16 protein-coding genes are annotated in these 19,557 nt (G+C 33.9%); 6 read left to right on the top strand and 10 right to left on the bottom strand.

The window, feature by feature from the left end:
* On the bottom strand, window positions 1-1,281 hold the full coding sequence (locus tag KFZ70_RS13645) for a nucleotide sugar dehydrogenase (protein ID WP_139694829.1): 1,281 nt from the start codon (window positions 1,279-1,281) through the stop codon (window positions 1-3).
* Between the two features lie 71 nt (window positions 1,282-1,352).
* Entirely contained in the window at window positions 1,353-2,351 is a 999-nt protein-coding gene (locus KFZ70_RS13640) for an SDR family oxidoreductase (protein WP_139694828.1), read from the bottom strand.
* A 567-nt stretch (window positions 2,352-2,918) separates the two neighbouring features.
* On the opposite strand from KFZ70_RS13640, the gene KFZ70_RS13635 reads away from it, so the two are divergent.
* The 4 genes from KFZ70_RS13635 to KFZ70_RS13620 are packed head-to-tail and all read left to right on the top strand — an operon-like array spanning window position 2,919 to window position 9,205.
* Complete coding sequence (locus tag KFZ70_RS13635) at window positions 2,919-4,049, top strand: DegT/DnrJ/EryC1/StrS aminotransferase family protein (RefSeq protein ID WP_139694827.1); 1,131 nt, start codon at window positions 2,919-2,921, stop codon at window positions 4,047-4,049.
* Window positions 4,046-6,007 carry a nucleoside-diphosphate sugar epimerase/dehydratase gene (locus KFZ70_RS13630; protein WP_139694826.1) on the top strand — a complete coding sequence of 654 codons (1,962 nt, stop codon included), beginning with the start codon at window positions 4,046-4,048 and terminating at the stop codon, window positions 6,005-6,007. Before KFZ70_RS13635 ends, KFZ70_RS13630 begins: the two co-directional genes overlap by 4 nt.
* 44 nt (window positions 6,008-6,051) lie before the next feature.
* Window positions 6,052-6,822, top strand: coding sequence for a polysaccharide biosynthesis/export family protein (locus KFZ70_RS13625; RefSeq protein WP_139694825.1), 771 nt, complete (start codon window positions 6,052-6,054; stop codon window positions 6,820-6,822).
* 10 nt (window positions 6,823-6,832) lie between these two features.
* Complete coding sequence (locus tag KFZ70_RS13620; RefSeq protein ID WP_158293161.1) at window positions 6,833-9,205, top strand: tyrosine-protein kinase; 2,373 nt, start codon at window positions 6,833-6,835, stop codon at window positions 9,203-9,205.
* On the opposite strand, the gene KFZ70_RS13615 is transcribed toward KFZ70_RS13620, so the two are convergent.
* The gene (locus KFZ70_RS13615; protein ID WP_139694823.1) at window positions 9,198-9,947 is read right to left on the bottom strand and encodes a tyrosine-protein phosphatase; all 750 of its coding nucleotides are present in this window, start codon (window positions 9,945-9,947) and stop codon (window positions 9,198-9,200) included. The two genes, KFZ70_RS13620 and KFZ70_RS13615, sit on opposite strands and share 8 nt — an antisense overlap.
* Before the next feature lie 28 nt (window positions 9,948-9,975).
* Window positions 9,976-11,043 (bottom strand): 3-dehydroquinate synthase, encoded by a 1,068-nt coding sequence (aroB, locus tag KFZ70_RS13610; RefSeq protein WP_139694822.1) that lies wholly within the window; start codon window positions 11,041-11,043, stop codon window positions 9,976-9,978.
* 92 nt (window positions 11,044-11,135) lie between these two features.
* On the opposite strand from aroB, the gene KFZ70_RS13605 reads away from it, so the two are divergent.
* Window positions 11,136-12,311, top strand: coding sequence for a proline dehydrogenase family protein (locus KFZ70_RS13605; protein WP_139694821.1), 1,176 nt, complete (start codon window positions 11,136-11,138; stop codon window positions 12,309-12,311).
* Here KFZ70_RS13605 and KFZ70_RS13600 read toward each other — a convergent pair.
* From KFZ70_RS13600 to KFZ70_RS13585, 4 genes are all read right to left on the bottom strand, one after another.
* On the bottom strand, window positions 12,308-13,378 hold the full coding sequence (locus tag KFZ70_RS13600; RefSeq protein ID WP_139694820.1) for a polysaccharide biosynthesis protein: 1,071 nt from the start codon (window positions 13,376-13,378) through the stop codon (window positions 12,308-12,310). The two genes, KFZ70_RS13605 and KFZ70_RS13600, sit on opposite strands and share 4 nt — an antisense overlap.
* Window positions 13,379-13,455: 77 nt before the next feature.
* Window positions 13,456-14,049, bottom strand: a complete 594-nt coding sequence (locus KFZ70_RS13595; RefSeq protein WP_139694819.1) for a sugar transferase — start codon at window positions 14,047-14,049, stop codon at window positions 13,456-13,458.
* A 1-nt stretch (window position 14,050) separates the two neighbouring features.
* Window positions 14,051-14,428 (bottom strand): hypothetical protein, encoded by a 378-nt coding sequence (locus KFZ70_RS13590; protein ID WP_139694818.1) that lies wholly within the window; start codon window positions 14,426-14,428, stop codon window positions 14,051-14,053.
* 36 nt (window positions 14,429-14,464) lie between these two features.
* Window positions 14,465-15,664, bottom strand: coding sequence for an alanine dehydrogenase (locus KFZ70_RS13585; protein ID WP_139694817.1), 1,200 nt, complete (start codon window positions 15,662-15,664; stop codon window positions 14,465-14,467).
* 194 nt (window positions 15,665-15,858) lie between these two features.
* Here KFZ70_RS13585 and KFZ70_RS13580 point away from each other — a divergent pair, with 194 nt between their 5' ends.
* Entirely contained in the window at window positions 15,859-18,279 is a 2,421-nt protein-coding gene (locus KFZ70_RS13580; RefSeq protein WP_158293160.1) for an outer membrane beta-barrel protein, read from the top strand.
* Here the strand turns inward: KFZ70_RS13580 and KFZ70_RS13575 are convergent.
* Together KFZ70_RS13575 and tsaE are read right to left on the bottom strand one after the other, a co-directional pair.
* Window positions 18,276-18,815 (bottom strand): hypothetical protein, encoded by a 540-nt coding sequence (locus KFZ70_RS13575; protein WP_233243984.1) that lies wholly within the window; start codon window positions 18,813-18,815, stop codon window positions 18,276-18,278. The genes KFZ70_RS13580 and KFZ70_RS13575 overlap by 4 nt on opposite strands.
* A 240-nt stretch (window positions 18,816-19,055) precedes the next feature.
* Window positions 19,056-19,469 (bottom strand): tRNA (adenosine(37)-N6)-threonylcarbamoyltransferase complex ATPase subunit type 1 TsaE, encoded by a 414-nt coding sequence (gene tsaE / locus KFZ70_RS13570; RefSeq protein WP_139694815.1) that lies wholly within the window; start codon window positions 19,467-19,469, stop codon window positions 19,056-19,058.
* Window positions 19,470-19,557: the final 88 nt, after the last annotated feature.

Below are 19,557 nucleotides of genomic sequence, written 5' to 3'. Positions count from 1 at the left end.
TTACAACCTTCCACTTACAGATAATTTTAAAACGCCTTTTACATCATATAAAACACCATTATCTTTCAATAAAGCGTCTAAATTTTCATCTAAAAATTCTTTATGAGCCACGGTTAAAACTACGGCGTCAAATTGTTCAGAAGGGAGGTTTTGGGTAGTTGATAAGCCATATTCATGTTTCACTTCTTCTGGGTTGGCCCAAGGATCATAAATAGTAATGTTGGTATTATAGCTTTTAAGCTCATGTACTACATCAACCACTTTGGTGTTCCGTACATCAGGACAATTTTCTTTAAATGTAATACCCAAAACCAAAATATTAGCCTCATTAATACGAATGTCTTTTTGCAGCATCAACTTTATCACTTGAGCCGCTACATAGTGTCCCATACTATCATTGACCCTGCGGCCTGCTAAAATAATTTCAGGATGATAGCCCACCTCTTGGGCTTTTTGGGCTAAATAGTAAGGGTCAACCCCTATACAATGCCCGCCTACCAAGCCGGGTTTAAAGGGTAAAAAATTCCATTTGGTGCCTGCAGCTTCTAATACCGCATGGGTATCAATATCTAATAGATTGAAAATTTTAGCCAGCTCATTAACAAAGGCAATATTAATATCGCGTTGCGAGTTTTCAATCACCTTAGCCGCCTCTGCTACTTTGATAGTAGGCGCTAGGTGCGTACCTGCGGTAATCACACTCGCATAAAGGGCATCTACTTTTTTACCGATTTCTGGGGTAGAGCCTGCCGTTACTTTTAATATCTTATCTACGGTATGTAATTTATCGCCCGGATTGATCCGCTCTGGAGAATAGCCAGCATAAAAATCTTGGTTAAAGGTAAGTCCGCTTACACGTTCCAGTACAGGGATACATTCTTCTTCAGTCACTCCAGGATACACCGTAGATTCATAAATAACAATATCTCCTTTTTTAAGCACTTTGCCCACGGTTTCACTCGATTTGTAAAGCGGTGTTAAATCGGGCCTATTATTTTTATCAATAGGTGTGGGTACCGTTACTATATAATAGTTGCAGTCTTTTATAGCCTGAAGATGAGACGCACAAAAAAGCCCTATGGTATTATTGTTGGTGTTTTTTAACACTGCTGTTAAAACATCTGAGGCCACCTCTAGTGTGGTGTCCTTGCCTTGCCTTAGCTCATCAATGCGCTTTTCATTGATATCAAAGCCAATCACAGGATATTTTGTAGCAAATAACCTAGCCAATGGTAAACCTACATAGCCTAAACCAATTACTGCTATTTTTATATTGTTCATTTTAGGTGTTTATTCTTTGATTAGTTGATTTGTTTATGAGTCTTCGACTGCGCTCAGACTGACATTTGTAATTATTTTAAATGGTTCCAATACCATGTTACTGCAGCCTCAATACCTTTATCGATATTGTACTTTGGCTTGTACTGGAGGCGTTGTTTTGCTTTGTCTATAGAGGCTAAAGAATGCGGAATATCACCAACCCGGTTATCTCTATGTTTAATCGCAACATTAAGAATGTCCCTATCAAACTGAGCTAAGTGATTCTTCAATAAACTTGCTAGTTCTAAAAGCGTAGTGCGTTCACCATAAGCCACATTATACACCGTATTTAAAGCCGCTTTGTTTGTAGTGGTTAGAGCCAATATATTCATTTGAACCACATTGTCTATATAGGTAAAGTCACGCGAGTAACTGCCGTCTCCATTAATTACAGGCGACTCATGTTTTATAAGTTGTTTTACAAACAGGGGAATCACCGCAGCATAGGCTCCATCAGGATCTTGGCGCTTTCCAAACACATTAAAATACCTTAAGCCTATTGTATCTAGGCCATAGGTTTTTTGAAAGATATCAGCATATAATTCATTCACATATTTGGTAATGGCGTAGGGCGAAAGAGGCTTGCCAATAACGTCCTCAACTTTTGGTAAAGCTTCATGATCACCATAGGTTGATGAACTTGCCGCATATACAAAGCGGGTTACCTTAGCATCTCTTGCTGCTACCAGCATATTTAAAAATCCTGAAATATTAACATCATTCGTTGTGATGGGATCTTTAATAGATCTTGGTACAGATCCTAGAGCCGCTTGATGCAACACGTAGTTTACGTTCTTGCATGCTTGGTTACAATCCTCAAGATGCCTAATATCGCCTTCAATTAAAGTGAAATTTGAATCTGATAAAAAGGGTGTGATATTCTCTCGCTTTCCTGTTGAAAAATTATCTAAGCAAACAACAGCTATACCATGTGCTAGTAATACTTCAATCAGGTTTGACCCTATAAAGCCAGCACCTCCTGTTACTAAAACACGTTTTCCTTTTAATTCATCCAGTTGTGGGTAAGTCATTTTTGTTTGGGTGTTTAATAGCTGAAGCAAATATTATAAAAATTTATGAAAGGAAAGATGATTCCTGTATTAAGGTTTCATTTTTTCCGATGAAATTCATGCTGGTGTTAATTTTTCCGATGTATGCGCCTCATGTTAAAAAACAGAAAGGTCATATGGGTTGTATAGAGCAAGTAAGCGGTACATTAACATCGTTTAAATACGAGGCGTTCGATGAGTTGCAAACTTTTGCTATATCCTGAATTTTGGTTGCTGATAAACCGAAATAAATAGGCTTTTAGCGAAATATATTCTAAGTGCCTCCAATGAATTAAAACAATTACTAAATTTACACCGTTGAATACAAAAATTGAATTGATTAATAGCTTAAAAATTTAATTTGTGTTTATATGCTATATCTAGAAAATAGGTTGTTATAACATTATAAAACACATGTTAAAAATATTAATTAAAACGAATTTGTATTAATGTCTCAAGGGAAATTCCATATATTTTTAAAACGAAAAGCAACATAGTTGATTACTATGGAGGCTCGCCTTATGCCATTAAACAATATGATAACAAACCATGCTAACTAAAACGAAAATATATTTATCCTCTCCCCATATGGGAGGTGCAGAGCAAAAATATGTTGCCCAGGCCTTTGATTCTAATTGGATTGCTCCATTAGGGCCCAATGTTGATGGTTTTGAAGATGCTATTAAACATTACTTGGGCAATGATTGTGATGTAGCTGCGTTAAGTTCAGGTACTGCAGCCATACATATAGCCTTACGCTTATTAGGTATAGGAGTGGGTGACGAGGTAATATGTCAAAGTTTTACCTTTGCGGCCTCAGCCAACCCGATTCTCTATGAAGGTGCTACGCCTATTTTTGTGGATAGCGAATTAGAGACCTGGAATATGGATCCGTATCTGCTCGAGAAGGCGATAATTGACAGAATACATAAAAACAAAACACCTAAAGCCATTATAGCGGTGCATTTATATGGGGTACCCTATAAAGCGCATGCTATACAAACTATTGCAAAAAAGTATGGTATTCCAGTGATAGAGGATAGTGCTGAAGCTTTTGGAAGTACCTATTATGGTAAACCTTGTGGCACCTTAGCGGATTTTGGAATTTTATCATTCAATGGTAATAAAATTATAACAACCTCGGGTGGCGGTGCCTTGATTTGTAAAGATCCATCCCTAAAAAAACGGGCTGTTTTCTTGGCCACACAGGCTCGTGATGATGCGGCGCATTATGAACATTCTTCCATTGGTTTTAATTATAGAATGAGTAATGTTTTAGCGGGTATAGGTAGAGGACAAATGGAAGTACTTGACTTAAGAGTTGAAGCTAGACGAAGAAATTACGAGTATTATAAAAGACATTTATCAGAATGTAATTCCATTACTTTTTTAGAAGAACCAACAGGTTGTTTTTCAAACCGATGGATAACCTGTATTTCAACAGACGCATTTGAGACCAGAGAGCGTATAAGAAAAGCGTTGTTACAGGACGATATTGAATCCAGACCCTTATGGAAACCAATGCATTTACAACCTGTGTTTATGCATTGTTTGAGCTATACCAATGGCGTATCAGAAGACCTTTTCAATAGGGGCTTGTGTTTGCCTAGTGGCTCTAATTTAGACACTGATGACTTAAACAGAATTATTGCTATTATAAAGAAATCCCTCAATTCATGATAAAAAATTACTTAGCTTCCCTCACTCATAAACATGCTTCAAAATGGCTGGTTTTTGGTATTGATTTGCTCTCAATACTAGTAACATTTTGTATGGCTTATCTCATCCGTTTTAATTTTACTTTACAGTTCGATTTAAAACAGTTTGCTATTCAATTGCCTTTTTTGGTTATTGTGGCTTCGGTTAGTTTTTTAATTATAGGCTCCTATAAAAGTTTGATCCGCCATACCGGATTTTCAGACATTGTTACTGTTTTTAAATCTATAGCACTAATATCAGCATTGTGTATTGGTGTTGTGTTTATAAATAGAACAACAGGATTAGCCCCTAATTTTACCATTCCTTTATCTATTATTGTTATACATGCCTTATTGAGTTTTGTACTACTTGCCGCAAGCAGATTAGCATTTAAAATGTTGTTTAAGTACCTAAAATGTAAGTTCAGAGTATCAAAGCGTGTTTTAATTTATGGTGCGGCTGATTCTGGTATTGTTACCTACAATGCTTTAGTGAGTAATAACAATTCCTCCTACCAAGTTGTAGCGTTCATTGATGATGATGTGAAGAAAATAGGAAAAAAGATTAATGGGATTTCTATCATAAATCATCAACAAGTATCAGCGGACTATATTCATAGTAATCGTATTGATGAAATTATTGTAGCCTCTCAAACGTTAAAATTAGAACGCTTAAGAAGGTTAGTTGATAGTTTAGTAGATTCTGATGTTAAAATTAATAAAGTACCACCTATCGAGCAATGGATTAATGGTGAATTAAGTACAAAACAAATCAAACAAGTGCAAATAGAAGATTTGTTGGGTCGTCCACCTATTGAAATAGACAATCCTAATTTGTTAAGCGAGTTTAGGGGTGAAACCGTGCTTATTTCTGGAGCTGCCGGGTCTATTGGAAGTGAATTGGTAAAACAACTGGCTCATTTTAGTGTTAAGGAACTTATATTGGTAGACCAAGCAGAATCAGCGCTTTATGATGTGCAACAAGATTTAATACGTAGTGGTTTTCATAATCAAACTGCTATAGTGGCAGATATTAGAGATGGTTTAAGAATTGATACCATATTTCAACAATACAAACCGACTTTGGTGTTTCATGCTGCGGCATACAAGCATGTTCCATTGATGGAACAAACCCCTTATGAAGCTATAAAAATAAATGTAAATGGTACTAAGCTTCTTGCCGATACCGCATCCAGGTATAATGTGAAAAAATTTGTTTTTGTCTCTACTGACAAAGCAGTTAACCCTACTAGCGTAATGGGAGCCACGAAGCGCCTTGCTGAAATGTATATTAGTTGCTTACAAAAGGAAAGCAAAACAAAATTTATTACAACGCGCTTCGGTAATGTTTTAGGATCCAATGGTTCCGTGATTCCCTTGTTTAAAAAACAAATAGAAAATGGAGGGCCTTTAACCTTAACGCATAAAGATATCACCCGTTATTTTATGACCATACCTGAGGCGTCTCGTTTGGTATTGGAAGCTGGCACGATGGGTAAAGGTGGTGAAATATTTATTTTCGATATGGGCGAATCGGTTAAAATATTTGATTTAGCTAAAAATATGATTAAACTTTCAGGTTTGCGATATCCAGAAGATATTGATATTAGGATAACCGGCTTAAGACCTGGAGAAAAATTGTATGAAGAGTTGCTGGCTAATGGGGAAAACACCTTATCAACCTATCACAAGAAGATTATGATAAGTAAAACGAGAGCACTAGAATATAGCAAGATAAAATCAGAGATTGAAGAACTATGTATGACTAACCGTTTTCAAAACAATAATATTGTTTTGAAAATGAAGCAACTCATTCCTGAATATCAATCTAATAATTCTGATTACGAGAAATTTGATAAACGGGTTCAGATATATAAAAAAGCAAAGAGTATGTCTGCTTTAAATGAAACAAGCTCTAGAAATTATAGTAATCTATTATAAATCAATTAAAATTCTTTAACTTTCCCTCCAAATCTTAAAACTACATGAGCCGATTGACTTCAACATTTAAGTTAATTATCGTTTTATATGTGCTTGCTTTGGTGAGTTCTTGCTCCACAAAGAAGGATATTGTGTATTTTCAGAATGCAAAAAATGCTGAAACGATTGTAGATACCAATACATTTAATGCAACATTAAAAACAGGTGATTTATTAAGTATTTATATTTCCACTCCAGATTTAACAGTTACGCAGCCGTACAATTTAATTGAATCAACTGGTGGTAATGGTCAAGGCACCTTGGTTCAATACTTGATAGACTCAGAAGGCAATGTGGATTACCCTGTTTTAGGAAAAGTAAAATTAGAAGGTTTAACCATTGAGGAAGCAAAGCAATTATTTAAAAAGAAGTTTGAGGACGGAAAACTGCTCAAAGATCCGGTGGTTATTATGCGAATTAATAATTATAGAGTGTCGGTTTTTGGCCAAGTAAATAACCCTGGTGTTTACCCAGTAACTGGAGAACGCATTTCTATCTTAGAGGCTTTATCGGCTGCAGGCGATTTAGCGATAACAGGTAAAAGAGATAATGTTTTAGTAATTCGTGATTTTAATGGAGCAAAAACCTATACCCGTATTGATTTAACAAGTAAAGAAGTTTTTAATTCACCGGTGTACTACTTAACACAAAATGATGTGGTTTATGTAGAACCCAATAGCTTTGGTGTGAGTAGAGCCTCTGGGGATGCCAGAATTGGTGTTTTTGCATCTTTATTAGGGCTTGCTATAACTATTGGTATTTTATTTACGCGCTAGAATTATGTACATGGAAAATAATAATATCCCAACAAACACAGGAAAATTTAACCTAAAGAAGGCCGTCATGGCATATGTAAAACGCTGGAAATGGTTTGCATTAAGTGTTTTGGTATGTGCTCTGTTGGCATTTCTTAAGAATCGATATACCGTTCCAGTATATTCTGCAACGGCTAAAATTATGTTGTTGGATAATAATAGTAATCCGGGGAATGCTGTTTTAAAAGATTTATCATTTGTCACAGGTCAAGAGGACAATAAAGTTGAGGATGAAATTCAAGTGATAAAATCAAGAAATTTGATAAAAAATGTGGTTGAAAAGTTAAATCTGAATATTCAGTTTTTTTCCTTAGGAAAAGTAAATGAGTATGAAATGTATTCAGGGAGACCATTTGATGTTCAGTTTTTAGTGTCAGACTCAGTACTTGCTAGAACAAGTACCATGTTCTATATAAAACCTATTTCAGAATCACATTTTGAGTATAAATCTCATGTGGATGAAGATCCTAAAACCTATACTTTTGATGAGACTATATCAACTGCTATGGGCGGTGTTGTTATTTCTAAAAAGGGTGACCATGAGGTTAATACCTATCAAGGTAGAGCATTTAAGATTAAAGTAACACCAGTTAAAACGGTAGCCAAATTACTCAAGGAAAAGTTAAGCATTTTTCCTGCTGCGAAAGGCTCAAAAGTAATTGATTTGTTTTTAGAGAGCGAAGTTGAAAATAAATCTATAGATATTATAAATACCTTGGTTAATGAGTATAATCTGGTTACGGTTGAAAAAAACAAATTGAGGGCTAAAGCTACGGCTAATTTTATCAATGATAGAGTAGAAGCCATAGCATCAGATTTATTAGATGTAGAGGACAGTATAGTACGTTATAAATCGGCTAATAAAATTACTGATATTTCTTCAAAAAGTGGAATGCTATCAAGTTCTAGCCTTAATAGTGAACAGCAACTTCAAGATATTAGAATTCAGCTAAATATGTTGAATTATATGAAGAAAACGCTTGAGACAGGAGCTTTTGATAATTTACCTGCTAACCTTGGAGGAAGTGACCCCGCATTAGTAAGTCTGGCGTCGCGTTATAATGAATTGATTGAACAACGTCGTTTGGTTTTAAAAAGTGCTGGGGAAAATAATTCGGTGGTCATCCAACTTGAACAAACACTAAAGGCTATAAAAAGTAATTTGAGTGTAAGTATTGATAACAATATAAACACGTTAAACATTCAACTGAGAGGATTACAAAATCAACTTAGTACTATTAATTCAAAGATTTCTTCAGTTCCTGTTCAAGAAAGCAAATTAATTTCTATTAGTAGAAAACAAAGTATTAAAGAGTCTCTGTATTTGTATTTACTTGAAAAAAGAGAGGAAGCGGAAATTTCACAAACAACAACCATGCCTAGCGCAAAAATTGTAGAACCAGCATATGGCTTGGGAACTGTTCAAAAAAGGCCAATGGTTATTTATGCAGGTGCTCTTTTTATTGGCTTGCTCATTCCTTTTTTAATTATCTATGTGGTTGATTTATTAGATACCAAAATTCATAATAAAGAAGATTTACAAGACGTAATTAAGAATATACCCGTACTCGGTGAAATACCTAATATCAAAGAAAATCAAGTTTTAATAAAGCAAAATGACCGTTCTTTATTATCGGAGTCTTTCAGGATTATACGCACTAATTTTGATTTTATAAAGAAAAGCAAAACCCTTGAACGCTATGGCAATGTTGTTTTTGTTACTTCTACCATTAAAGGAGAGGGCAAATCTTTTGTTAGTTTAAATGCTGCGCTAACCTTAAGTCATTCGGGTCATAGGGTTTTAGTTATTGGTGCCGATTTAAGAAATCCGCAATTGGCTCAGCAGATTAAGAAATCAGTGGATAAAAAAGTGGATGCAAAAACTATTGGGTTGTCTGAGTATTTAGCAGATTCATCGGTTCTACTTGGAGAGACTATTAATTCTTATAACATCAATGGGATTAAACTAGATGTTTTATTATCTGGTAGAATACCTCCAAACCCGGCTGAGTTACTTATGAGTGATCGCGTAAAAACATTATTTGATACGGTTTCAGAGCAATATGATTACGTTATAGTTGATACAGCGCCTTCTATGTTGGTTACAGATACTTTAATTATTAGTGAATATGCGGGGTATACCATGTACTTAGTAAGAGCTGGCTACACCGATAAGGCGGTACTTAATTTTACCAAAGAGATTTATGAGCAGAATAAATTACAAAGAATGATGCTTATTGTTAATGATGTGAAGCAATCTAATTTTGGTTATGGCGCTAAGTATGGGTATTATGCCTCCGATGAAAATAAAGGTCTGTTTAGTAGATTAAAAGGAACTACCTAACAGAAAACGTATGATTTGTGGCTTTAATGATGGGGGTAAGACTATCCTGAACGGATTTATTTAGTGTTATGGATTCTAATTTTGATACCTGTCTGGTATTATGAATATCGGTACCCACAAAATCAATCCACTTGTTTTTAATTAATTTAAATGCTGCTTTATTGACCGATGTACCATAATAAGTACTTAACGATAAAAAATTAAGCTGAAGCATACAGCCCATCTGTTTTAGTTTTTTGTAATAATCAAAGTTTTGGTGAAAATAAATATAGCGCTCAGGATGTGCCAACACTGGAATATACCCCTTGGTTTTAATTTTAAATATAATAGCTTCTAAATTAAGGGGCGGCTGATAATAAGAGAGTTCAACCAAAACATAATTTGATTTTAAGGTAAACAGGTTATGGGTTTCTAAAAAGGTTTCAAAATGAACATCCAACATATATTCTGCGGCTGGATTAACCGAAATACCAGTATAGTCCTTATAAGTATGTATGGCCGATAGCACATTTTGGTAGGCTTCTCCTATCGTTTCGTCAGTATTGGGATAAAAGTCCTGCATGACATGCGGGGTAGGAATAAATTCTTTTATCCCTAGTTGTTTCATATTATCAATGAGCAGAAGCGCTTCCTCAATGGTTTTTGCTCCGTCATCTATACCTGGTAAAATATGATTGTGGATATCAACAAAATCTACTAATAAGTCTCTTAAAAACCTTTTTCTGCTGAATATAGAAAACATCTATGTTGACTTATTATTTTTTTAGATTTTATAACATGTAATAATCAAACGCCTCTTCAATGATAGCATCATCTACCTGGCAATCTATCTTAGTTTTTCCAATAGCTTCTAACAACACAAAATTGATATTACCATGATTATTTTTCTTGTCATATTTTAGCAAATCCATGATAGGGGCATATTCCGTTTTATCAATGCTTACTTTACCGTAGTAGTTTATAAACAACTGTTTAATGTAATTGGTGTCCTCCTTTGAGAATCCTGTTAATCTTGAAGAAATATAACAAGCTAAAATCATACCAACCACAATAGCTTCCCCATGAAGTAGCGTTTCTTTTTTGGGGTTACTTAGAAAATACGATTCAATGGCGTGCCCAAGAGTATGCCCAAAATTCAAGGTTTTTCTTAAACCATTTTCATAGGGGTCTTCTTGTACTACATTTCGCTTTATAAGTACAGACTCATAAATCAATGTATCTAAATCTTCCATAGATAATTTAGAAAGATCTAAAAACTTATTCCAATAATCTGTGCCTGTGATTAATCCGTGTTTGAGCATTTCAGCTAAACCAGAACGCATTTGGTTTTGAGGCAAGGAATCTAAAAACTGGGTATCAATAAGTACTAAATCAGGATCACTTATAACACCAATTTGATTTTTTAAAGCCCCTAAATCAACCCCGGTTTTACCACCAACCGAGGCATCAACCATAGAAAGTAGGGTAGTAGGTACATTCACGTAGGCGATACCGCGTTTAAAAGTGCAGGCTACAAACCCACCTAAATCGGTTATAACACCACCGCCAATATTAATCATTAAGCTTTTTCTGTCGGCATCTAAATCAGAAAGGGCATTCCATACACCAACACAGGTTTCTATGGTTTTATTTATTTCACCAGATTCTATTTCAATGATTTCAAAAGCCAGGTCCGTTTTTAATTTTTCTAAAAAAACAGGCAGACAATGTTGGTGTGTATTTTCATCTACAAGGATAAAAATCTTAGAGAAATTATGCTTTTCAAGATGCTCATTTAGAGCCTTATAACAGATAGCGTTAAAATGAATTAAACTGTTATTGGCAGAAATAGAATCCATAAATGTTAATTATTTTTTAAAGCCGTGAAATTAAGGAGATTTTATATAATATGATAGTTTAGCTATAATTATCTTTGCCAAAATTTTTCAAAATGAATACCGATTTAATCTTTGATAATACCGAAGTGGCCTTCGCCTTAAAGTCAGATTCAGAACTTGAACGCGCTTATTTTCTGTTTAAAATGATATCCATTGAACCACTTGTAAGAATAGGTACAGCCGCCACTAATTTTGCTATAAAAGCGCATCTACCCATTGAGGGTTTAATTCGGTCAACGGTGTTTGACCACTTTTGTGGTGGAGTGAATGAAGAAGACTGCTTAACCGTTATTGATAAGATGTATGACAAAGGTGTGAGTTCAGTTTTAGATTATTCTGTAGAAGGTAAGGAAGATGAAAAAGAATTTGATACCGCCTGTGAAAAAGTTTTACAAATAATAGACTTTAGTAAAGACAAGGCTGCTATGCCTATAGCGGTGTTTAAACCAACAGGATTTGGTAGATTGGGGCTTTATGAAAAGCTAGGTAAAGGGGAAGATTTAAACGAAAAGGAGCAAATTGAATGGGGTCGTGTGGTTAGCAGATATGATCGGGTTTGTGCTAAAGCTAAACAAAAAGATATTGTGGTTTTGATTGATGCTGAAGAGAGTTGGATGCAGGATGCCGCTGATGCCCTAGTTACACAAATGATGCAAAAATATAATACAGAAAAGCCTATTGTATTTAACACCTTGCAAATGTATAGACACGACCGGCTTGATTTTTTAAAAAGCGAACATAAAAAAGCAATAACAGGTAAGTATTTTTTAGGATATAAATTGGTGCGTGGTGCTTACATGGAAAAAGAAAATGAACGGGCAAAAGATAAAGGCTACCAATCACCCATTTGTGTGAGTAAAGCGGCTACCGACGAAAATTTTAATGATGCCCTACGCTATATGATAAAACACCTATCTGCCATGTCTATTTTTGCTGGAACACATAATGAAGATAGTTCATACCTGCTGATGCGGTTGATGAAAGATAATCATATATTAAACAATGATCCAAGAATATGGTTTGGGCAGTTGTATGGCATGAGTGACCATATAAGTTTTAACCTGTCAGCAAGAGGGTATAATGTGGCTAAATATATTCCGTTTGGCCCCGTTAAAGATGTGATGCCTTATCTTATAAGACGCGCAGAAGAAAATACTTCAGTTGCCGGGCAAACGGGACGAGAATTAGCATTACTTGGCAGAGAAAAAAAACGAAGAAAAGTAGTTTAGGTGAATCGCTTTAAGATACTTTTAATTTTGGTTGTTGACGTTTCTAAATTTATTTCTAATACTTCTGGCCAAGCTGTTTTTCGATTAGATTTTTCTTCTTTAGGTAGTATTTGAAAAATATCTGGATGATGCGTATTCTGAAGAATTTCATTGTCACTAATAATCGATTCTTCTGTTTTTTCGCCAGGGCGTAGCGTTTTAATTTCGAGACTGATATTTGGAAATGTATTAGAACTAATGTCTATTAAACGGTTTGCTACATCTAATATTCTAATGGCGTCTCCCATCTGAAATGTATAAATATTAGATGCTTTTCTTTTGAAACTTGCTAAATGCAATATAAGCTGACACGCCTTTGTTTTAGTCATGAAATAGCGAGACGCTTTTGCATTGGTAATTGTAATACTGTTATGTTGTTCCATTTGCCTTTTGAATAAAGGCAGCACAGAGCCATTTGACCCAATAATATTTCCAAATCGAGCACTTATGAATAACGTTTTATTAAGACAGTTATAATGCTCCAAACGCTTTTCACACACTGATTTTGTCATTCCCATAATATTTTTGGGTTTTACTGCCTTGTCAGTTGAAATGAAAATAAATGTTTTAACGCTGAATTCTAAAGCCAATTCAGCAAGGATTTCTGTGCCAAAAATATTATTTTGAATGGCAGCATAGGGGTTAGTTTCTAATAGGGGGACATGCTTATATGCAGCGGCATGGATAACCATAGTTGGTTTGTGTTTTTTAAACACAGCTTTTACAGCATGACGCTTGGAGATATCAAGTAATTCAAAAAAAATAGTTTCGTTGCTTTCTAACTTTAAATCTTGCAGAAGTATATAAGATGCGGTCTCTGAAAAATCGACTAGAATCAATTTATGAAACTTGCATAATGTTAATTGCTTAGTGAGTTCACTACCTAAAGACCCTGCAGCTCCAGTGATTAAAATGATTTCGTTTGAAAAATCGAAAGGCTCTATTTGTTCTTTTGTTTCTCTTAGCCACGGGAATAGTTTTGTGCTGGCTATTAAGGTATCAATGCGTTTGTTTAGTGAGTCTTTCATTAGGGCGTATGGTCATTCTTTTCCTCAACAAAATAATTATTTTTTACCATGTAACAACTTATATATCACGTTACAGCTTATTTTGAAATGACTTTAATTATGGTTAGGGCTATAATTTTTAAGTCTAAAAGGAAATTTCTATTATTTAAATACATTTTATTATACCTCAGTTTATCAGGAATGATAACATTGATAAAGTAGTTTTCTGGGTCATCAGCTTTTTTTAATAGTTCTACCTCATTACGGTATTTAATGGACGCTAAGCCTGTTAACCCAGGTCTTAATTTAAAAATTACCATATCATCTTGATGATAGTAATTAACATAATGCCTGAGTTCTGGTCGTGGTCCTACAAAGCTCATATCGCCTTTCAGAATATTAAATAACTGAGGGAATTCATCAATCTTATAACGTCTTAAAAAATACCCCATTTTGGTAATTCTAGAATCATGATTACCAAGAGTAAGCAGCCCTTTTTGTTCAGATTGTACGCGCATGGTTCTAAACTTCATAATAGAAAAATCGTGGTTATTTCTACCAACTCTACCTTGAATGAATAGAATAGGCCCCTTAGAATCTATCTTAATTAAAATAGAAATGAGCAGTAAAAAGGGGAGGAGTAAAATGGAAAGGAGTAAGGACAGTAATATATCAAAAGAACGCTTTAGCATATTAATCTATGGCTTTAACGGCTATGATTGTTGCTATACTGTCACAATTTTTTACAGTAATGGCTATTTCTTTTTTATTTTCCGTTTTGTCAAATATAATATATTCCCCGCAGGGTTTCTTTCTTGGGGCACTATTTAAAAAATCAATACTTCCTTTTTTTAAAATGGTATGCACCGTTACAGAGTCTGTATTTAATTGCAAGATATCGTCTTCAGCCTTCTTACTAAATACCATGTGCTTTGAATTTATGTTTTTTAAAACTCTTGATTCTGGTCCGTAACTACAGGAGGTTTTTTTTCCATTTAAAAAAAAGGCTAGAATTATTAATCCCATGGAAAAACCGCCTAAATAGTAGCCAATACGTTGAATAAGTTTCATTAAAAATAGTTTGTAGAAATCGTAATAAGACTTGAATTAAAAGATGAGTAAGTTAACATCATTATATTTTAAATCAAACCATTCACCAACAGATTTACTAGTTAAAATTCCGTGGTAAAAGTACAATCCATTTTTTAAACCTCTATCAAATCTTAAAGAATTTTCAATACCACCATCTTCGGCTATTTTTAGCAAATAAGGTGTAAAGATGTTACTTATTGAAACCGTAGCTGTTTTGGGATAGCGCGCAGGAATATTAGGCACACAATAGTGTACTACATCATGCTTTACAAAAGTAGGAGCTTTGTGTGTGGTTACCTCACTGGTATCAAAACAGCCTCCCATATCAATACTAACATCTATTATTATTGCTCCTTTTTTCATGTTTTGTACCATGGCTTCAGAGACTACAATAGGAGATCTGTTTAGTCCTCGTACAGCACCAATAACAACATCGCACCTTTTTAAGGCTTTTAGCAAGTTTTTGGGTTGAATAGTTGACGTGAATAAAGAACGTCCTAAATTGGTTTGAATTTGCCTAAGTTTTGTAATTGAGTTGTCAAAAACCTTCACACCGGCACCAAGACCAATAGCACATTTTGCGGCATATTCTCCCACAGTACCTGCTCCCAAAATAACCACCTCAATAGGAGGCACACCACTTATATTACCAAACATTAAACCGTTACCATCTTTTGTGTCTGATAGTAGCTCAGAAGCTATTAAAACCGATGCTGTTCCTGCAATTTCACTTAAAGACTTCACGGCAGGATAGCCTCCATCACTATCTCTAATAAATTCAAATGCTAAGGCGGTAATTCTTTTAGCGGCTAGAGCTTCAAAATAAGCTTTTGATTGTGTTTTTATTTGAAGCGCAGATATGAGTATGGTTTGAGGGTTAATTAATTTAATTTGGTCTAAGGTAGGAGGTTCTACTTTTAAAATCATAGGACAAGAAAACACTTTGGCAGTATCTTTAGTGACTTCAGCCCCAGCTTCACTATAATCTCTATCACTAAAATTAGCCCCCTTCCCAGCACCAGATTCAATGAGAACCCGATGTCCGTTGCTTACCAAGGCATAAACAGCATCTGGCGTTAAGCAAATTCGCTTTTCCTGAAAGGCCGTTTCTTTGGGTAAACCTATAAATAACTCTCCTTTTTTTTTGTAAATTTCAAGGGTCTCTTCCTGAGGTAATAATTGCTGTTTAGTAAAGGGAGATATTTGTTTTGACATGTCTTTAGCATTAGTGAAAAATGAAATTACAAATAAATTTTCTATTGATGTAGGTATCTTTTAAATAAATATTTTGGACGATATGTGCGTTTCATCGAAAAATACAATATGTAGGAAAAAAAACATAGGGTTTTAAGGGAAACCCTCCGTTTAAAATGAATTAAATGTACTATGTTTGCATAACAACTAGACACATGTTTATAAAATTTTCTACTTGTTTTATTTTATTTATTACGAGCTTGTCTTTTTCACAAGGCTATGAAATTACTGGTGTTTTAAACGATGAAAATAACGTTCCAATTGCCTTTGCTAATGTCGTTTTAGTTGAAAAACAATCTGATAAACCTCTGCAGGGATCAACAACAGATGAAAACGGGGTATTTGTTATTGATAACATAAAAACAGGATCTTATCAAATCAAAATTTCGTTTTTAGGATATAAATCCTTTACTGAAGATCTTTTAATAAAAAATAATACAGACTTAGGCACTATCATTTTAGAGACAAGTAGTGAAATTCTTGATGATGTTACGGTTGTAGCAAAACGCCCAACAGTAAAAAGACAGGTAGATAGACTCATATTTAATGTAGAAAATTCTACCCTGTCTAATGATAATCTTTTAGGTGTTTTAAAACACACGCCAGGGGTTTTAGTCCATGACGGGGCTATTTCTATAAAACAAGCCACACCTATTATATATATCAATGATAAAAGAGTTTATTTATCTCAAAGCGAAGTGCTACAGTTATTGGAAGCTACTTCGGCCAATGATGTGAAATCCATTGAAGTAATAACCAATCCTCCTGCAAAATACGATGCAGAAGGCGGTGCTGTGATTAACATTGTAACAACTAAAAATGTCATTTCAGGATACCGTGGTAGTGTTTTTGGAGATTATAAACAAGGTTTTGAATACCCTAAGTTTTCGGCAGGTACAAGCCACTTTTTTAAGACAAAAAAGCTGAACACCTATATTAATTATAGTATTAGCCCAAGAAAAGATTATAGAAACTTAAGGGATGACGTTAATTTTATAGAAAACGATAAGATTGTCTCTATTTGGAATACCGATTATAATAGAACCCGAGAAAGTGCTAATCAGAATATAAATGCCCATATAGACTATGCGTTAAGTAATAAAAGTGAAATAGGGTTTTCTACCAGTATGTTGTTAGCGCCCCGTAATGGTGTACGAACAGATGTCAATTCTCTTACAGCTATATATGATGCTAATAAAACGTTAGATTCCACATTTAATACCATAAATAAATCTGTAGATGAAATTTATAATTTGGCTTTTACTTTAGATTATGCGTATAAAATAGGGGACAAAGGTGAGCGAATTTCAAGCAATGTGCATCATACAAATTATGATTTTTCAATATTTCAAGATGTAAATACCAACTATAATTTCCCTGATGGGTCATTAATAAGAAACAATCATTTTCAAACCTTTTCAAGACAACGTATAAAATTATATACCGGACAAATAGATTATGAATTACCTAATAAATTTGGTGATCAATTTGAGGCGGGATTGAAATATGCACGCATAGATTCTCAAAGTAGACTGAAACAACATTTAGTAAACGAAACCCAACCATTAGTAGCATTGGATAATTATGATACCTTTAATTATTCAGAAGATAATTATGCTGGTTATGTTAGTGTTTCAGAAGATTGGGAAAACTGGAGTTTAAAACTTGGTATTCGAGGAGAGTATACCAATTTAAAAGGAAACTCCTTGTCTACAGGATTAATTAATGAACAGGCGTATTTTAAGTTATTCCCTTCATTATATATACTACACAAGTTAAACGACATAAATCAGTTATATGTTAATTATAAACGAAGTATTTACAGACCCAAATACAATGAGTTAAACCCATTTGAGTTTTTTCTTAATGATAACACTATTTCTAGTGGCAACCCTAATTTATTACCGCAAATTGATGATCAGGTTATATTAGGTTATACCTTTGATGAAAGTTATACTTTTGAGATTTATTACAGGTATGAGGACAATGTGAATATTGAGTTTATTTATCAAGACAATGAGAATAGGTTAATAAGGCAAAATTATACCAACATTGATTATGGGGTATCTTATGGACTTGATTTTACAACTTATAAAACTATTACAAAGCATTGGAATCTGTATATCTTGTCATCCTATTTTTATAATGAAAATAATTATTTCACAAAAGAGAACGAATTACTACAGAATGACAAATGGACGTTTTATGGTCAGATTATTAATTATTTTAGTTTTTTAAAAGACAAAAGTTTAACTACAGATTTGTCATTTATTTATATTTCATCTTATATTGATGGTCCTAGAGAAATTAGCGCAAGAGCGGGTTTAGATTTTAGTGTAAGAAAGAGTTTTTGGGAAAACAGAGCATCCTTAAGTTTAGGGGTTTCGGATGTATTTAACACGCAAAACTTTACCACAGATACCCGGTATCTAGATCAGGATATTGCATCGAAGTCCACTATGGAAAACAGGTTGTTTACAGTGGGCTTTAATTATAAGTTTGGAAATTTTAGATTAAAAACCAACGAAAAATCAATAGATACTCAAGAAAGGGAACGATTAAGCCACCGCGATTAAAAATAATCTTTTAATTTGCCCCAGAAATTTTTAGGGGATAGTTTGAGCTCCTCTTCAAGCTCTTCTAACGATTTGTTGGCTTCATTAATCCGATTAAACATTCTTGCCCTAATTAAATAGATTGAAGGAATAATGATTGCCATAACAGGTAGCATATAAATCAATTGGAATTCATCATAATTTTGATCATCACTAAATAACCTAAAAATTTGATAGACATACATTATTATAGGAACTAACAAAGCATGAAACCACCAGTGTCGATTAGTGAAAAACCAAATCAATAAAAGAAGAAGCGGTATTGCTTTACTTGAAAATATCCACATAACCAAATTTGCATCCTCCCAATTCTTACTATCATAAGTAAACAAAAAAGTGTTCCATACCTTAGTGGCAGGAACACTTTCGTAAATTGTAAACAAATATGGCGTAACAGCTAAAATTGTAGCTATTATTGTACCACTAACTAATCCTTTTTTAATTCCCTGATGGGATTTTAAAAGGCTTTCTTTCGATTTTTGCTGTTTGGTCTCCATTTTGGTTTATTGCGTTAGCTGCGTAAGCTGTAAACAACATTCCTCCGAAAATTGCTATTGCAATTACATACTTTTTAGTTTTCATTTTTTAAGGGATTTAATTAATTAATTACCCAAATGTAACTAAAGTGTATGTGGCTGTTTTTTGTTAAATGTTAAAAAAATGTTAAAATCAAATGTTTTTAATTTTACACCGTGTGGGTTTCCCGTAAACTAATGTAAAAATGGCTATCATTTTATCTAAACCCTTTGTTTAACTACTAATTTTCTTGTTTTGTTATCTAATAATTTTATTTCAATATGTTCTATATTTTTGTCTAAAATAGGTTCAATTAACTCTGGCCATTCTATCAATATCCATGCATCAGAATTAAGATAATCTTCTATGCCAAAATTGTAGGCCTCATCTAAATCTTTTACACGATACAAATCAAAATGATATAAAACACCATCATCAATTTGATATTCATTAACAATGGAAAACGTTGGACTACTCACATCGTCATTAGATCCTAAAGCTTTTACAATCTCACGTATCAGCGTTGTTTTACCAACTCCCATCTCACCATAAAAAAGTAACACGTTATGTTTAGCATTTTTTATGATTTGATTCGCAACATTCTGAATGTCATTTAAATTATAACGAATTTCCAATATTACTCCTATTTATTATGCAATGTTAAGTATTTAATTTTTAATTTCCTAACAAAAGATGTATTTCATCGATAAAAATAGCTTTTTA

It is taken from the genome of Allotamlana fucoidanivorans (assembly GCF_045788535.1).
Lineage (GTDB): Bacteria > Bacteroidota > Bacteroidia > Flavobacteriales > Flavobacteriaceae > Allotamlana > Allotamlana fucoidanivorans.
Note: the sequence above shows the minus strand (reverse complement) of the source record. Positions and strands in the feature narration are given on the sequence as shown.

Coding starts and splice junctions, on each gene's coding strand:
- KFZ70_RS13645 (WP_139694829.1), bottom strand. CDS start 1,281: ATGAACAATATAAAAATAGCAGTAATTGGTTTAGGCTATGTAGGTTTA.
- KFZ70_RS13640 (WP_139694828.1), bottom strand. CDS start 2,351: ATGACTTACCCACAACTGGATGAATTAAAAGGAAAACGTGTTTTAGTA.
- KFZ70_RS13635 (WP_139694827.1), top strand. CDS start 2,919: ATGCTAACTAAAACGAAAATATATTTATCCTCTCCCCATATGGGAGGT.
- KFZ70_RS13630 (WP_139694826.1), top strand. CDS start 4,046: ATGATAAAAAATTACTTAGCTTCCCTCACTCATAAACATGCTTCAAAA.
- KFZ70_RS13625 (WP_139694825.1), top strand. CDS start 6,052: ATGAGCCGATTGACTTCAACATTTAAGTTAATTATCGTTTTATATGTG.
- KFZ70_RS13620 (WP_158293161.1), top strand. CDS start 6,833: ATGGAAAATAATAATATCCCAACAAACACAGGAAAATTTAACCTAAAG.
- KFZ70_RS13615 (WP_139694823.1), bottom strand. CDS start 9,947: ATGTTTTCTATATTCAGCAGAAAAAGGTTTTTAAGAGACTTATTAGTA.
- aroB (WP_139694822.1), bottom strand. CDS start 11,043: ATGGATTCTATTTCTGCCAATAACAGTTTAATTCATTTTAACGCTATC.
- KFZ70_RS13605 (WP_139694821.1), top strand. CDS start 11,136: ATGAATACCGATTTAATCTTTGATAATACCGAAGTGGCCTTCGCCTTA.
- KFZ70_RS13600 (WP_139694820.1), bottom strand. CDS start 13,378: ATGAAAGACTCACTAAACAAACGCATTGATACCTTAATAGCCAGCACA.
- KFZ70_RS13595 (WP_139694819.1), bottom strand. CDS start 14,049: ATGCTAAAGCGTTCTTTTGATATATTACTGTCCTTACTCCTTTCCATT.
- KFZ70_RS13590 (WP_139694818.1), bottom strand. CDS start 14,428: ATGAAACTTATTCAACGTATTGGCTACTATTTAGGCGGTTTTTCCATG.
- KFZ70_RS13585 (WP_139694817.1), bottom strand. CDS start 15,664: ATGTCAAAACAAATATCTCCCTTTACTAAACAGCAATTATTACCTCAG.
- KFZ70_RS13580 (WP_158293160.1), top strand. CDS start 15,859: ATGTTTATAAAATTTTCTACTTGTTTTATTTTATTTATTACGAGCTTG.
- KFZ70_RS13575 (WP_233243984.1), bottom strand. CDS start 18,815: ATGGAGACCAAACAGCAAAAATCGAAAGAAAGCCTTTTAAAATCCCAT.